Origin of the sequence: Burkholderia sp. BCC1993 (genome assembly GCF_905339865.1) — a bacterium.
Lineage (GTDB): Bacteria > Pseudomonadota > Gammaproteobacteria > Burkholderiales > Burkholderiaceae > Burkholderia.
The window spans coordinates 245178-261314 of sequence record NZ_CAJPGZ010000011.1 but is presented as its reverse complement, the minus strand read 5'-3'; the positions used below and the strand labels follow the sequence as shown (position 1 = coordinate 261314).

7 protein-coding genes are annotated in these 16137 nt (G+C 60.6%); all 7 read left to right on the top strand.

The window, feature by feature from the left end; genetic code table 11:
• The first annotated feature begins 288 nt into the window (after positions 1-288).
• The 7 genes from U4Y91_RS20385 (at position 289) to U4Y91_RS20355 (ending at position 16086) form a co-directional block, all read left to right on the top strand.
• Entirely contained in the window at positions 289-9642 is a 9354-nt protein-coding gene (locus U4Y91_RS20385; protein WP_321806586.1) for a hemagglutinin repeat-containing protein, read from the top strand.
• Positions 9643-9649: 7 nt separating this feature from the next.
• Positions 9650-10072: a hypothetical protein gene (locus U4Y91_RS20380; RefSeq protein WP_321806585.1), complete on the top strand. Its 423-nt coding sequence runs from the start codon at positions 9650-9652 to the stop codon at positions 10070-10072.
• 536 nt (positions 10073-10608) lie between these two features.
• Positions 10609-12048 (top strand): UbiA family prenyltransferase, encoded by a 1440-nt coding sequence (locus U4Y91_RS20375; protein WP_321806646.1) that lies wholly within the window; start codon positions 10609-10611, stop codon positions 12046-12048.
• Positions 12049-12062: 14 nt separating this feature from the next.
• The gene (locus U4Y91_RS20370) at positions 12063-13253 is read left to right on the top strand and encodes a hypothetical protein (protein WP_321806584.1); all 1191 of its coding nucleotides are present in this window, start codon (positions 12063-12065) and stop codon (positions 13251-13253) included.
• Positions 13250-13588 (top strand): small multidrug resistance protein, encoded by a 339-nt coding sequence (locus tag U4Y91_RS20365; RefSeq protein WP_321806583.1) that lies wholly within the window; start codon positions 13250-13252, stop codon positions 13586-13588. The genes U4Y91_RS20370 and U4Y91_RS20365 overlap by 4 nt, the downstream gene beginning before the upstream one ends.
• 20 nt (positions 13589-13608) lie before the next feature.
• Positions 13609-15354: a ShlB/FhaC/HecB family hemolysin secretion/activation protein gene (locus tag U4Y91_RS20360; RefSeq protein WP_321806582.1), complete on the top strand. Its 1746-nt coding sequence runs from the start codon at positions 13609-13611 to the stop codon at positions 15352-15354.
• Positions 15355-15474: 120 nt separating this feature from the next.
• Positions 15475-16086, top strand: a complete 612-nt coding sequence (locus tag U4Y91_RS20355) for a hypothetical protein (RefSeq protein ID WP_321806581.1) — start codon at positions 15475-15477, stop codon at positions 16084-16086.
• The last annotated feature ends 51 nt before the right edge of the window (positions 16087-16137 follow it).

Here is a 16137-nt window from a genome sequence, read left to right as displayed (position 1 = left end):
CAATGAAACACATTTTGACTATTTATCGTTCGGTAGTTTGTGGCGAGTCTCCGGAAAATTCGTGCTTGATATGAAATCATCGGGAATGCAATGAATGAGAAATGCCGCTGATTTGGCGGCAAATAGTGTGGAATCGATTGCGAATGGATAATTGCAATCGGACAAGTATTAAAAATAATAAATTTCACACATTTACGACGCTTGGCAATTGTTGACGGTTCGCCTGTGGTTTCCTGACGATTGCTTTGCTAACGTTCATCGATCTGAAAAGAAATCCAATAAAGAGCGATGAACCAGAAGACCTACCGTCTGGTGTATTCCAGATTCCGGGGAATGGTGGTGGCCGTCGAAGAGACGGCTACTGCTTCGGGGAAAACAGCTTCCGGCGAGCGCCGTGCCGGCCGGCGTGCGCTCGGCGGTTCGGGCTGGCTGATCGCGGCGGCTGCATCGCTGGCCGGCGCGCCTGCGCTCGCGCCGGCGCAGATCGTGCCGACGCCGGGCGCGCCCACCCACGTTATCCAGACGCAAAACGGCTTGCCGCAGGTGAATATCGCCAAGCCTTCCGGCGCTGGCGTATCGGTAAATACCTACAACCAGCTCGACGTTCAGAAGAACGGCGCGATCCTGAACAACTCGCCGACGCTCGTCAATACGCAGCAGGCCGGCTATATCAACGGGAATCCCAATTTCGGGCCCGGCCAGTCGGCGCGGATCATCGTCAACCAGGTGAACAGCGCGAACCCGTCGCAACTTCGCGGTTATGTTGAAGTCGCCGGAAATCGTGCGGAAGTGGTACTGGCCAACCGGGCCGGCATCGTCGTCGACGGCGGTGGCTTCATCAATACGTCGCGCGCCACGCTGACAAGCGGGCAGCCATATTACGGCGCGGACGGTTCGCTCGCCGGCTACAACGTCAATCGCGGCCTCGTCACCGTGCAGGGCGCGGGGCTCAATGCGGCGAACGTCGACCAGGTCGACATCATTGCCCGCGCCGTACAAGCAAACGCAGCGATCTACGCGAAGAACCTGAGCGTCGTCGCGGGTGCCAACCAGGTCAATCACGAAACGCTGACAGCGACGCCGATCCAGGGCGACAGCGCCGCACCTGGCGTCGCGATCGACGTCAGCCAGCTTGGCGGGATGTACAGCGACCGGATCCAACTGGTCGGCACAGAAGGTGGTGTTGGCGTACGTAACGCCGGCACGATCGCGGCGCAGGCGGGCGATATGACGCTGCAGTCGAACGGCCGGCTCGTGCTGACCGGCAAGACCACGGCGACCGGCAATCTCGCGATGTCGGCAGCGGGTGGTATCGACAACAGCGGCACGATCTACGCGCAGCAATCGGTATCGGCGAACACGGCGGCCGATCTAGTGAACAGCGGTACGTTCGCCGCGCGACAGAACGCGACGATTGCGGCTGGCTCGGTGAACTCGACCGGCACGCTCGGCGCCGGCGTGAACGACGACGGCGCCGTCGGGCACAGCGGCGACCTGAACGTCACGACGTCGGGGCAACTGACGGCGACCAGCCAGAACCTCGCCGGCGGCAATGCGTCGCTCACCGGCGGAGGGGTGAATCTTGCCGGCAGTCAGACGGCTGCGAACGGTGCGCTCGCGTTGAATGCGACGCAGGGCGACCTCAACTTGTCGGACGCGAAGACGAGTGCGCAGGGTGCCATTACGGCGAATGCGGCCGGTATGCTTGTCAACGATCGCGGCAGCCTGTCGAGCGACAACGACATCACGCTCAGGGGCGGCAACGTGTCGAACCAGGGCGGCAAGGTGTCGGCGCAAGGCTCGCTATCGGTGCATTCGGCTGGGCAACTCGCCAACCAGTCGGGCACGCTTGTGTCGCAAGCTGCGGCGGAGGTGCGCGGAGGCGCGATCCTGAACAATCGGGGCGCGATCCAGAGTGCCGCCGGGATGACGGTGGCCGGTGGGGCGCTGGACAACTCGGGCGGGCGCGTTACGTCGCTGAGTGGCGATGGGTTGTCGGTGGCGACGTTGGGACTACTGACGAATGCGGGCGGACCGACGGCGGATGGCGCGCAGGGCGGCGTGATAGGTGGCAACGGCGACGTCACGCTCCAGGCGGGTCAGTTGGTCAATCACGGTACGGTGACCGCCCGGCAGGATCTTCGCGCGACGAGCCAGGCGCTCGATAATGGCGGCGGCACGTTGTCAGCCGGGCGGAATGCGAACATCGATGCCGATGCAGCACTGACGAACGCCGCTGGCAGTATCGCAGCTGGCCATACGGCGGTCGTCAAGGCGACGTCACTCGACAACAGCGGCGGCGTCATCAACGCGGCGCAACTGACACTGACTGCCGGCGATCTTGCGAACCGCGGCGGGTCGATTGTGCAAACCGACACGGGCGCCATGCTTGCGGCGGTCTCCGGGACGTTCGATAACACCAGCGGTACGCTGCAAACCAACAGCACCGACCTGAGCCTGTCGCCGACCGCGCTGGTCAATGACCATGGCAAGATCGCGCACGCCGGCAGCGGCACGTTGTCGATTGCGACCGGCGCGCTGTCGAACAACGGTGGGCAGATCGCGACGAATGGCGCACTCGCGCTGCAAGCGGCCGAGCTGTCAAACCGGGCCGGCACCTTGAGTGCGCAGCGGCAGGCTTCCGTCACCGTCCAGTCGCTGGACAATCGTTCAGGAGGCTACGTCGGAGCCGACAGCGTCGCGCTGAATGCGCGAGGCAGGATCGATAACGGCGGCGGCATGATCGAGGCGAACAACGGCCTGACGGTCGCGGCCGACAGTCTCGCGAACGACACGGGTTCGATCAAGAACATCGGCGCAAGCAGCCTGAGCGTAACATCGAAGAACGCATTGTCGAACACGGCCGACGGCACGATTGGTGGCAATGGCGACGTGTCGGTCCTGGCGGGCCGTTTCGACAACTCGAACGGCTCTCTGTTGTCGGCGCAGGCGCTCACGCTGAAGTCGAGCGGCGCGTTGACGAACACCGCCGGCCTGATTCAGGCCAACGGTAATCTGGACGTTCACGCTCAGGGGGCGATCGGCAACGCCGGCGGTCAGATCGAGGCGAGCGGTGCGACATCGACGCTGGCGCTTTCCGGCAGCAGCATCGACAACAGCGATGGCCGGATCGTCAACGTCGGGACCGGTTCGACGACGATTGATGGAGGCGCATCGATCACGAACACCAATGCGGCAGGCAAGCCCGGCGCGGGCGTGATCGGCGGCAACGGGAACGTGGCGGTCACGGCGCAATCGCTGGCGAATACCCTGGGCGCCCAGATGCTGGCGGGCCGCGATCTGATGCTTGCCGTCGCCAATCGGCTCGACAATTCGAGCGGCGTGCTGTCCGCTGCGAACAATGCAACGCTGAACGGCCAGAACACGGTGCTCGTCAACCAGACGGGTTCCATTCGCGCGAACGGTGCGCTGGCGCTGACCTCCGCATCAATCGACAACACGAACGGCAAGATCGGCAACGACGCAGGTAGCGGCGGCAGCGTGGTGTTGAACACCGGCGCGCTGGTCAACCAGGGCGGCGCGATCGGCAGCGATCAGGATCTGACGCTGATGGCTGGCTCGCTGAGCGGCGACGGGTCGGTGGTCGCCGGCCGTAACGGCAGTGTGTCGCTAGCGAGCGATTACACGCATACCGCCGTGAACAAACTGCACGCGAACGGCGATCTGACGTTCTCTACGTCGGGCAAGCTGACGAACCAGGGTACGCTCGACGCCAACGGCGCGCTAACCGTCAACGCAGCCAATGTCGACAACCAGGTGGGCGCCGGTCTGAACTCGGCAAACACGACCGTCAATGCGAACGGCGGAACGATCGACAACGCAGGCCGAATCGAGGGCGACACGGTCGCGACGAACAGCGCGACGCTGAACAACACGGCGACGATCATCGGCCGCGACGTCACGCTGAACGCCGGCGTCATCTCGAATGCCGGGGCGGCGGCCGTGATCGCTGCAGCCAATCGGGCAAACCTGTATGCGTCGAACCGGTTGTCGAACACCGGCGGGGCGAGCATCTTCAGTGTCGGCGACATCAACGTCGCGGCGAACGGCCAGCGAGACGCGGACGGGTTCCTCGCCAATCGCGCGCCGATGGTGCTGAACGACCAGTCGTCGATCGAGGCGCTGGGCAACGTCGAACTGGCGGCCGATACGTTCACGAATACGCGCCCGGCTCCTGTGGTCGACACCAAGACGACCAGCGTCGACAAGAAGCATGAGACGAAGCGCAGCAAGTACATCGGTTGCCCGACCGGCAACGCGGCGCCGAATCACGGTGTTTGCTCCGATTCGACATGGCGCGGGCCGTACAAGACGCCGCAGACCGCGACGTATTCGAGCAGCCAGCTTGTCTCCAGCACAAACGGCGACAATGCCGTCGATCGCGTGCTCGTCGTCAACGTCAACGGCCAGTCGCAGACGATCTACTACAACACGCTGACCGACAACGGCAACGGTACGCTCACGGCCGTTTACTGGGACGGCTACGACCCGCGTGTCAACTACGACCCCGCCAGCGAATACGCGACCCGCAGCGACGGTCACAATGGCTACCAGCGCGTCGAGATCGCGCGCGACACCACGACGACGATCCGGCAGGACAAGGTAACGAGCCAGGCGCAGCAGGCGCAACTCGTCGCCGGCGGCAACATCGTCATGAAGAATGTCGGCACGATCAACAACGAATACAGTGCGATTTCGGCAGGCCGGTCGATCAAGATCGGCGATACGGACGTTGCCGGAAACGCAGCCTCGGGCGGCTACGGCGGGACGACGGTCAATAACATCGGGCAGACGCTGTATCAGTACGAGCGCGACGACATCGTCTCCACTTATGCGTGGAACGAGAACACCAGCTCGGACGTCGGAACGATCGTGCAGCCGTCGCGGGTGTACACGCCGGTCGCGATCGGCAATAGCGGCGGCACGATCGTCGCGAACCAGTCGATCAATATCGATGCGAAGGACGTGAACAACCGCAATGTCGCAGCGGAGAACTCGGCGACGGGTGCGACCGGCGGCACGCTCGGCGCGAACCAGGCCAATGGCGGTGTGACCGGCACCGGGCAGTCGAAGGTCGGCTCCGCGACCGGACAGAAGCCAGTCGACGCAGTGCAGTCGGTGGTGAGCCCGACCGGTGTGCTGCCCGACCTGAAGTTGCCGACGAGCGGCCTGTACTCGATCAATCCGGCGCCTGGGCAGCCGTATCTGATCGTCACTGACCCGCGCCTCACGGGCTACACGAACTTCATCTCGAGCGATTACATGCTCGGCCAGCTCAACCTGAATCCGGCGAGCATCGAGAAGCGTCTCGGCGACGGCATGTATGAGCAGCAGATGGTGCGCAACCAGATCACGCAGCTGACGGGGCGCACGTTCCTGCCGGGTTATGCGAGTGCCGAAGACGAGTATCGCACGCTGATGACGAGCGGCGCGAATTACGCGAAGCAGTTCGGCATGGTGCCGGGGATGGCGCTGTCCGCCGCGCAGATGGACGCGCTGACGAGCGACATCGTGTGGCTCGTGAACCAGACCGTGACACTGCCGGACGGTAGGACGACGCAGGTGCTCGCACCGGTCGTGTATCTGGCGAAGACGCACGCGAACGATCTGCAACCGACCGGTGCGCTGATCGCGGCCGACGACGTCGAGATCCGCGCAGCCGGCAGCACGACGAACAGCGGCGTGATCAAGGGCGGCACGAAAACGGTCGTGACGGCGACGGACATCCTGAATCGCGGCGGCGCGATCGCGAGTAGCGGGACGAACGGCACGACGGTGGTGTCGGCGAGCAACGACGTCGTGAACGCGTCGGGCCAGATTACCGGCAACCGGGTGGCAGTGCTGGCCGGGCGGGATGTGCTCAATACGACGCTGGTGGATACCGTCGGCGTGAGCGGGGCCGCCGGGGCGAGCAAGGTCAGCCAAAGCCTGGTCGGTCAGCAAGGAACGATTGCGTCGACGGGGGATTTTGCCGTGCAAGCTGGGCGGGATCTGTCGATTCATGGCGCGAATCTTTCGGCGGGTGGCGATGCGCTAGTCACGGCCGGGCGCGATATCAACGTTGATACGGTTCAATCGAAGACGGATCAGTCGTTGTATCTGAACGAACAGCATCATTGGGAAGAGGCGACGACGACGCATGTCACGAGCGGCGTCAGGGCGGCCGGCAACCTGACGATGCAAAACGGGAACGATGCGTCATTCAAGGGGGCGACCGTGATGGCCGGGAAGGATCTGTCGGTCGTGGCGGGCGGGAATCTGACGGCGACGGCGGTAACCGACGAGCATCAATTGAATAACGTCGCGGTCGACGGCCGTGCGCGCCAGGAGGTCGATCGCACATACGATCAACGGGCTGTCGGAACAACCTTCAGAGCGGGGAAGGATGCGACGCTTGGCGCCGTCAACGGGACCGATGCGACCAAAGGCAATGTCGTATTGACGGGCTCCTCGGTGACGGCTGGCGCGAATGCTGCCACGCCGGGCGGCGTGACGATCGCGGCATCGAGAGACTTGACCGTCAATGAAGCCCGCGAAGAGCACGACAGCTATCAGAACGTGCAGGTTAAGCGCGGCAGTTTCGTGTCGGGTACTGCGACGAAGGAATCGCACGACACGCGCGCGAATATCGGCGTGGCGAGCACTGTGTCCGGCGATACGGTGCAGATCCAGGCGGGCAGGGATCTCGCGGTTCAGGGCAGCAACATCGCCGGCACCAACGATGTGAAGCTCGGGGCGGCCAACAACATCACGATCACGAGTTCGCAAGATACCGTCCAGTCGGCGAACAGCTACGAGAAGAAAGAATCCGGGTTCATGTCGAACGGCGGGTTGTCCGTATCGGTTGGCACGCGTTCGATATCGGATCAGCAGCATTCGACAGACGTTAGTAACACGGGCAGCATGATCGGTTCGCTGAACGGGAATCTGACGATCGCGGCGGGCGACGACCTGCACGTAACGGGTAGTACGCTGCACGCGGGCAATGACGTGAACCTCGCGGGTAAGAGCGTCAAGATCGATGCTGCGACGGATACGACGAATTTTGCGGAGCAACAGCAGTTCCGCCAATCCGGATTGACGGTGGGCGTGACGAACCCGGTTGTGGCTGCGGTACAGACGGGCAGGCAAATGGCGAACGCGGCCCAGAGCGTGGGCGGCGATCCGCGGCTGCTCGCGCTTGCGGCGGCCACAACGGGGCTTGCGGCGAAGAATACCTATGACGCGGTGAAATCGGTCAGTGGCAATCCGGTGACGGCGGCGGCCAGTGTCGGTATCAACGTATCGGTTGGGGCGAGCAAGAGCGACAGCCAGACGCAGGCACAGTCGAGCACGGCAGCGGGGAGCACGGTGTCGGCGGGTCGGAATGTGACGATCGCGGCGGCTGGTGCCGGCAAGGACAGCAATATCGACGTGATCGGCAGCACGATCTCGGCAGGCAAGAACGCGATGCTTGCCGCCGAAGGCGATGCGAATCTTCAAGCGGCTCGGAATACGAGCAGTCAGCACAGTACGAATAGTGGATCGAGCGCTTCGGTAGGTGTTTCGTTCACCGTTGGCGCAAAGACTGGGGTTGCGCTCACGGCAGGAGTGGCAGGGAATCGTGGTAACGCTGACGGTGATTCGTCGACATCGACGAATACGCACGTAACCGCAGGCAACCAACTCGCCATTCAGTCAGGTGGAGATACGAATCTGAAGGGCGCGGTCGCATCTGGGACGCAGGTGGTTGCGGACGTTGGCGGCAACCTGAATATTGAAAGCCTGCAGGACAAGGATCGCTACGACTCGAAGCAGCAGAACGCAGGCGTATCGGTGAGCGCGTGTCCCCCGCCGTGCGTATCGAGCGTGGCGGGCAATGTCGGCCAGACGAAGATGAGCAGCGACTACGCCAGCGTGACCGAGCAATCGGGGATCAAGGCGGGCGATGGCGGTTTCCAGGTCGATGTGAAGGGCAACACCGATCTCAAGGGCGGAGTAATCGCGAGCAGCGACAAGGCTGTGCTGGACGGTGTGAATAGTCTGACTACGGCGACGCTGACGCATAGCGATATCGAAAACCATGCGTCATACGATGCCTCGCAAGTCGCGCTGAGCGGTGGCTACAGCTTCGGCGGGGATAACGGTTCGGGCGGCAACAAGAGCGGTATTGGTAAGGGCCAGAAGGGCAAGGCCGACAATGTGAATCCGGTTCCCGGGACCGAGTTGCCGAAGGGTGATGGTGGATTCTCGGTAGCACCCCCAATTGCGCTGGGCGCATCGGGCGACGCGAATTCGACCACGCGAAGCGGGATCAGCGGCGGCGCGTTGACGATTCGTGACGATTCAGCGCAACAGCAACTCACCGGTCAGTCCGCCGCTGAGATTGTCGCGAGCATCAATCGGGATACATCGGATACCGGCGGCGCACTTGCGCCGATCTTCGATAAGGGGAAAATTCAGGCCGGATTCGATATTACGAGTCAGTTCATCAATCAGGTTGGAACGTTCGTTACGAATCGTGCGACCGAAGTCGATGCAGCGAGGAAGGCGGCAGGCGACGCGAGCTTGACGCCGGAACAGCGCGCGGCGGCGCAGCAGCGAGCGGATCAATTGTCGGCGGAATGGGCGCCGGGCGGGACCTATCGTCAGGTGTTGACGGCGCTGGCTGTTGCGGCTGGCGGGAATGTGACGGGAGGAGCTGGTCAGTTTGCTCAGAACGCGACTGTGGCATATCTGCAGGAACTGGGGGCGAATGGTGTCAAGCGGATTGCGGATTCGCTTGGTAGCGAGTCGGCGCGTGCGGCGCTTCATGCGATCGTTGGCTGTGCGGGAGCGGCAGCGGGTAGTCAGAACTGCGGCGCGGGGGCGATGGGGGCGGCTGCTAGCTCAGTGATCGGAACGCTGCTCAAACCGACAGAAGGAATGTCTGCGGAGGACCGACAAGCGCGAGAGAACCTGGTGAGCAGTCTTGTGGCGGGAATTGCCGCGTCGGCGGGCGCAAATGCGGCGACGGCGACAGGGGCTGCCCAGATTGAAGGCGAAAATAATCAGTTGTGGGTGGTACCTGCGCCACGCTTGCCGCCTCTCGGTGGGTACGCAGGGAATGCGCCAACGAAAGGCGATGGTGTGATTGTTGATTCCGCCACTGAACTTGACCCGCCGATTAAAGTAGGCACACCAGGGTCGCAACTTGCGGGATCGGGTGTAATTGATCGAATATTTGATGCTCCGGCAATAGACGTTGTTTCGTGGCTGGTTGAGCATTTCGTTAATTCGGTTGGCGGGAAAAATTCCAGCGTTCCACCTTCAATCACTGGAAGTGACGGAACGCTACCGGCCGGTATAGGCGGATTGGGTACACCAATTCCGATGCCACCCAGCAGAGACCCGAATGCGACTGCCGAGAAATTTGCAAAAGATGCGTTCAATGGTCAGACACCCGTAAAAGTTGCTAACAACGTTACCGGGGAGGGAAGTTGGGTCGCCATTTTGCCAGACGGTACTGCTGTGACGTATCGTCCCGCTGGACAGGCATCATCCAAGACGGCTGGTGACACTGCAACCGTGGAGGTCAACAACTCGGCGGTTAAAGCAATAAACAGGGGTGAAATTGCAAAATTTAAATTTCCTGGAAAATGAGATTGCCATGAATGAATTCTCAGAAATAGCTTACCAGAAGCAGCTTATCGTATCCGGGCTTGATGATTTTTCTCCTAATGCGACGCTTCCGCGTGTGTTTGGTGGTCAGTTTGGTTCGAGTCCTGAGAGGTGGAAGGCCGCCGTTGTTGAGTTTCTGTGCATTAACGTTCGAGTGGGTTTGCTGGAATGTGTGAATCGAAAGGAGATATCAGGTGAAATCGGTGAGATTGTATTGAGGGAGTTGCTGAATTTTGGTGATAAAGAAAAAAACATGGATGCCGAGATGGTATGGAATATTCTATATTTCAGTTCGACTCCAGATATGGACCAAATATTGCAATCGTTGGGTTTGAATTCTTGGGATGCACTCAATCAAGGCGTGAATCGCCAGTTTTGTGAGATTTTGCGGGCATTGTATTATAAGGTTTGAGTGGCTGGTGTGATGGTTTGTGGTGCTTGTTGAAAATATGGCGATATGGGCGGGTGATGAAAGTTTATGTTGTGACGCTGGGGGGGTGATAAAAACATCACTTTACGTTCTGTGTCGAGCTCGCAAGGAGTTGCGTAGGCGAGATGGATGATCGACATGAGAAAAACTCGGATCCAAGTAGATTGGTTTCGGGCGCAAAATTGTTGTGGGTTTTGAGGGGGTTGCATGATGAGTGGTGAGGCGGGTTGTTGTTGCTCGAAATTATGGAAATCAATTTCCGAAACACGAGTTGAAATTATAAATATGTTCGAGAATGCACTCCGGAGAGTGATGTGGGGCTGGATAATGGGATGTGGATTTTCTGAGTCATGCCCCGCTTGAATTGGTTGGATTGGTCAGGGTGGACATGTCTATTGGATGTTAAATGCTCGGCACAGGTGCTTTGTGTGAGCATTGTTTCTCCGGCGCTAGATAGAAAAGTGTGAGCGACGGTGAATTGAGAAATCGGTGTCGACACTGACTGAATGAAGAAAAAAATGCGAGAGACCCAAAAACCGCCGCTTGTCGTCGACCTCGATGGCACGCTGACGACATCGGACACCCTTATGGAATCCGTGATCCGCGTCGTCAGGCGTAATCCTGCCTACCTGCTGCGATTGCCATTCTGGTTCACCGGCGGGCGCGCCTCATTCAAGGCGAAAGTGGCAGAACACGCCGATTTTCGAGCTGAGACACTCCCGTATCGCGAACCGCTTGTCGACTATCTCGAGAGCGAACGCGAAAGCGGCCGCAAGATCGTGCTCGCAACTGCCGCGCATCGTTCGATCGCCGAGCAGGTAAATGCGCATCTCGGTCTGTTCGATTTGGTCATCGCAACTACCGGCAACACGAATCTCAAGGGTGCGACCAAACTGGCCGGCATTCGCCGGCTGGTCGGCGACGACTTCGTCTATGCGGGTGACAGCAAAGCCGATCTGCCGATATGGGCAGGCGCGAAGGGTGCGGTCCTGGCCGGCGTTACGCATGGTGTTGCGGTGCATGTCCGTAATCGCGTTCCGGTTGAGCGAGAGTTTTCGAACGAGCGCGCAGGCTTCGCCACATGGTGCAAAGCGCTGCGTGTCCACCAGTGGCTGAAGAACCTGTTGCTGTTCGTTCCGCTGCTGACTGCATTTGCGTTCCTCGACACCGACAAGGTTGCCACACTCGCACTAGCCTTCCTGTCGATGTCGCTTGGCGCGTCGGCCACCTACATCGGCAACGATCTCTGGGATTTGGACAACGATCGCCGACACCCTCGTAAGTGCAACCGCGCATTCGCAAGTGGCACGCTGTCGATTGTGCAGGGGCTCGGTTGCGCGGCACTGCTGCTGACTCTGGCGTTTGCGCTGGCATTCGTGGTGTCGCCCGAATTTGCCGGCATGTTTGCGCTCTATCTGCTGCTCACGACCGCATACAGTTGGCGCCTGAAATCGATCGTTCTGCTCGATGTCGTCGTTTTGTCGTTGCTGTACACGTATCGAATCATCGCCGGAGCCGTCGCTGCGGAAATCACGGTCAGCCGCTGGTTGCTCGCGTTTTCCGTATTTGCGTTCCTGAGCCTCGCGCTTGTAAAGCGCTGCTCCGAACTGGTGCTTTTGCGTCAGCACAACAAACGCGTGTCGGCAGGCCGCGATTACCGCGTGGGCGATCTCGAAGTGCTCTGGCCGTTCGGTATCGGCGCATCGCTTGCCTCAGTGGTCGTGTTCGGCCTCTTCATCAACGCCCCCGAAACCGCCGCACGCTACGCGATTCCGCACTTGCTCTGGTTCGTGCAGATCGGCCTGATCTACCTGTTCGGGCGACTCTGGATCACCACGGTGCGCGGCGCGATGCACGACGATCCGATCGTTCATATCCTCGAAAACCGCGGCAGCGTCGTCATGCTTTGCGTCATGGTGACGATCGTGCTGGCCGCTCACTTCCTGCCGGCGCCGTAAGCGGCGACAACCTCATGACGGAAAAGAACCAAAACCGGGTGCGAGCCTTCTGCCGTTTCGCCATCGTCTACGTGCTGCTGTTCGTGTGCGCCGGAAACATCACGAACAGCATGCTGTTGAAATGGGGTTTCCGGGATGATCAGAAGGGCGACTTTGCAACGAGCTACAGCCTCGTCGGCATGATGAACGGCAATGCACCGAAACCTTATGTCTACCGGTCGTCGTTTCCGAGTGCCGCCAAGTGGATTGCCGAGCAGCTTGACCAGGCAAGACAGGACAAGTTGTTCAAATCGATCAAACGACATGACTCGCTGCGCAACGCCTATTTCACGAGCGTTCCGGAAGAATACTGGACGCCTGTCACGGCGCTCGTTTATCACCTGACGTACACCGCGATCGTGCTGTCGACCCTCTTTGCGCTTCTGCTGATCTATAAGCTGGCCAGGCTGCACGGACTCGGCTTCGGGCATTCCGTCGGATTTCTGGCCGCGTTCAGTTTCGTCTATCCGTTGACGTTTCAGCAGGGCGGCTACTACTACGATTTCTTTGAACTGCTCGGCGTGCTGGGTGCGTGCTACTTGCTGCTCAAGAAGCGAATGCTGGCATGCACGCTGATGATTGCGGTCTTCTCCCTGAACAAGGAAACCTTCTTTCTCGTACCGCTCGCGTTGTTCCTGTTGCACGAGCTGGACGTCGCAATGTCGAAGCGCGTTGTGTGGCTCGTCCTGCAACTCGGGATCTGCATAGCGACCCGGCAGTTCATCATGAGCGGATACAGTGAAAATGCCGGCGGATTCGTCGAATATCACGTGTGGGACAACCTGAAGTTCTGGGTGAATCCGAAATCCTATCTGTCCTTCTACAACCTCATCGGCAAAGGCATCTTCACGCCGAGCCTGGAAAATCCGCTGATGCTCGTGCCGCTTGCCGTGTTCTTTCGGGCGGCCTGGCGAGCGACGCCGACGCGCTTCCGAAGCTATTTCTTTGCGGCATTCCTGCCCGTGCTGGTGCTGTTCTTCTTTTTCGGCTATCGGGACGAGGCGCGCAATTTCTCTATCGTGTTTCCCGCGATCGTGTTGATTGCGCTGCACGGCGCGAACCGGTTCAACGCAATTTTCAGCACGAGTGCAGATGCATCGGGTGATAGTCGTGTCTCGCCCAATGGTCGGCCGGATATCGTGATGGCAGCGGAGGCGGCGCGATGAACTGGCTGATCGTTGCCGCGAGTGGCGTGTTCGGCGGCCTCGCCAGCGTATTGCTCAGGGTTGCTGCGCTCAAGGAAATCGCACCTGGCGAGTCGAACGTACTGCCATGGATTGCACGAGGTGCCGCTGTTGCCGCTTACGGCGTCGGGTTCTTGCTTTACGCGGCCGCATTGCGCAAGACAACCCTCGGCATCGCCTATCCCACCATGGTGGCGATCTCCATGCTCATCGTCCTGTCGTTCACGGCGATGCATGAGCATCTTTTGCGGCCAATGCAGGCGGCCGGCGCATTCGTGATCCTTATCGGCGTTTGGATGATCACGCGGTACGCGTAATCCAGAGAAACCAGCAATCCATGAAGAAAAAAATCCGGAGGGGCAACCTCGTCGCAGCTTCGTTACTGCTCGCATCGGCCGGAGCAGCGGCGCAATCCGCTTTGTCAGGCACGCTACCCGCGAGCAACGATCAGCGCGCTCGCGAGCAGGAAGAAGCACGCGAACGCGAAAGAACCGTTTCTGCACCTGCGGTTCGTTCATCGGTGACCGAGCGTGTCGCGTTCCCGTCATTGCCGTCCGAAACGCCATGTTTTCGCATCGACCGTTTTACGCTCGATGTACCCGATTCGCTGCCTGACACGGTGAAAGACCAGGGCGCGTCAGCGTTGCCGATGGATCGCTTCGCCTTCGCGCGCGAGTGGCTCGGTCACTACGAAGGTCAGTGCGTTGGCAAGCAGGGCCTCGACGTGCTCGTGAAAGGGCTGTCCCAGGCGATCCTGGCGCGTGGCTACATCACGACGCGCGTGCTTCTGCCCGAGCAGGATCTGTCCGCAGGCACGCTCAAGCTGGCGTTGATTCCCGGCGTCATCCGTTACGTCCGCTTCGCGGACGAAAAACGCCGCGGCACCTGGAAAACCGCCTTCCCGACCCGCGACGGCGACCTCCTGAACCTGCGCGATCTCGAGCAAGGCCTCGAGCAAATGAAGCGCGTCTCGAGCCAGGATGTCTCGATGCAGATCGTCCCTGCCGACACGCCGGGCGAAAGCGACGTCGTGCTCGATGTAAAACGCGGTAAACCCTGGACCGTCGCCGCTTCGATCGATAATTCCGGTACGCGCGCCACCGGCCGCCTGCAAGGCAACCTGTCGGTCGGCATCGACAACCCGCTCGGCCTGAACGACATCTTCAACATCGGCGTGAGCCAGGATCTCGAACTGGGCGACAAGCGTCTCGGCTCGCACGGCTGGAACGGCTTCTACTCGATTCCGTGGGGCTATTGGACCGCGACACTGTCGGCGTACACGAACACCTACTACCAGCAGATCGCCGGCGTGAACCAGACCTTCGTCGCGAGCGGCAACTCGAAAACCGTCGACTTCAAGCTGAACCGCGTGCTGCTGCGCAGCCAGAACGACGTGTTCGGCGCGCAATTCCGGCTGTCGCGCCGCTTCGGCCAGAGCTTCGTCGAAGACACGGAAATCCCGCAGCAACGCCGCAACAACACGTTCGTCGAAATCGGCCTGACCGATCGTCATTACTTCGGCGGCGCGCAGTTCGACGGAATGCTCGCGTACCGGCAGGGGATCGGCGCATTCGGCGCACAGGACGACATCCTGGCGGCCGAAGGCGGCCCGACCTACCGCTACCGGATGGCCGTGCTCGACGCGAACCTGCAGGTGCCGTTCGCCATTGCGAAACAGCCGTTCCGTTATGTCGGCACCTTCCACGGCCAATACACGAGCAATACGCTGTACTACATCGACGACCTGACGATTGGCAGCCGCTACACGGTGCGCGGTTTCGACGGCGAGACGATGCTGGCAACTGCGCGCGGCTTCTACTGGCGCAACGAGTTGCAGATGCCGATCGGGCAGACGGGGCAGGCGGTGTATGCAGGGCTCGATTATGGTCGCGTGTGGGGGCCGCAGCCCGTCGCGCTGGTCGGCACGCAATTGGCCGGCGCCGTGATCGGCGTGAAGGGAAGCGTCGGTACGCGATTCGGCGCTTACGCGTACGACCTGTTCGCGGGCACGCCGGTCTACAAGCCGTCGGGTTTCCCGACGTCGCGCGTGACGCTCGGTTTCCAGCTGACGGCGCAGTTTTGACGGCGACGGTTATGTGACGGAACGCGGGCGTAGCCCGCCAAGAGGGGAACGACCTGAATCGATCAAGCGGGGCATGCAACAGCAGTAATTAGCAGTATTTAACAAATAAAGGAGAAGGAAATGAAAATGAATCGACTGTGTGTGGCAACCGCGATCGGAGTGGCGGTACTGCTGGCGGGATGTGGCGGTGGCGATGGTGACGGTAGCGGCACCACGGCAACCGGTAACACCGGCAACAGCAATAACGGCTCGACCGGTGCGGTGACGGATTCCACGTCGACCGATCAAGCCGCAACGTTCAAGTGTCCGAGTGGCTACAAATCGATACAGGTGACGAAGAGCACGATCCCGAATGCAACCATGACGCTCGCGACCGACGACGGCGTGGCGACGTATACGTTCAAGACACCGCAGGACGGCGTGGTCCGCGACGGGACGGTGTGTCTGGGCAAGCCCGATCCGGTTCCAGCAGGCGTGCAGGCCGATGTGATCTACGAGATCAAGACGTATGGCGGTTTCTACGAAATGCCAGACCGGAAACTGACCCTGAACTTCACGTCGAACCTCATTCCAGATCCGTTCCCGCCGGTTGTCGAGCTGGCAGACGTATCGAGTGGAACGGTCACGTACAAGCCGGCAATCCAGGGGAGCCTCATTTCGACTCCACCCAATTTCAGCCTGAGCGTCTATCCGAACGCTCCCGGTTTGTATGTCGTGCGACTGAAACGGTAAGCACTGCGCCAGGCCGTGGCGAGCGCCCCGTTTCGTCTGCCGACGACTTGG

Coding starts and splice junctions, on each gene's coding strand:
- U4Y91_RS20365 (WP_321806583.1), top strand. CDS start 13,250: ATGAACTGGCTGATCGTTGCCGCGAGTGGCGTGTTCGGCGGCCTCGCC.
- U4Y91_RS20380 (WP_321806585.1), top strand. CDS start 9,650: ATGAATGAATTCTCAGAAATAGCTTACCAGAAGCAGCTTATCGTATCC.
- U4Y91_RS20360 (WP_321806582.1), top strand. CDS start 13,609: ATGAAGAAAAAAATCCGGAGGGGCAACCTCGTCGCAGCTTCGTTACTG.
- U4Y91_RS20370 (WP_321806584.1), top strand. CDS start 12,063: ATGACGGAAAAGAACCAAAACCGGGTGCGAGCCTTCTGCCGTTTCGCC.
- U4Y91_RS20375 (WP_321806646.1), top strand. CDS start 10,609: ATGCGAGAGACCCAAAAACCGCCGCTTGTCGTCGACCTCGATGGCACG.
- U4Y91_RS20385 (WP_321806586.1), top strand. CDS start 289: ATGAACCAGAAGACCTACCGTCTGGTGTATTCCAGATTCCGGGGAATG.
- U4Y91_RS20355 (WP_321806581.1), top strand. CDS start 15,475: ATGAAAATGAATCGACTGTGTGTGGCAACCGCGATCGGAGTGGCGGTA.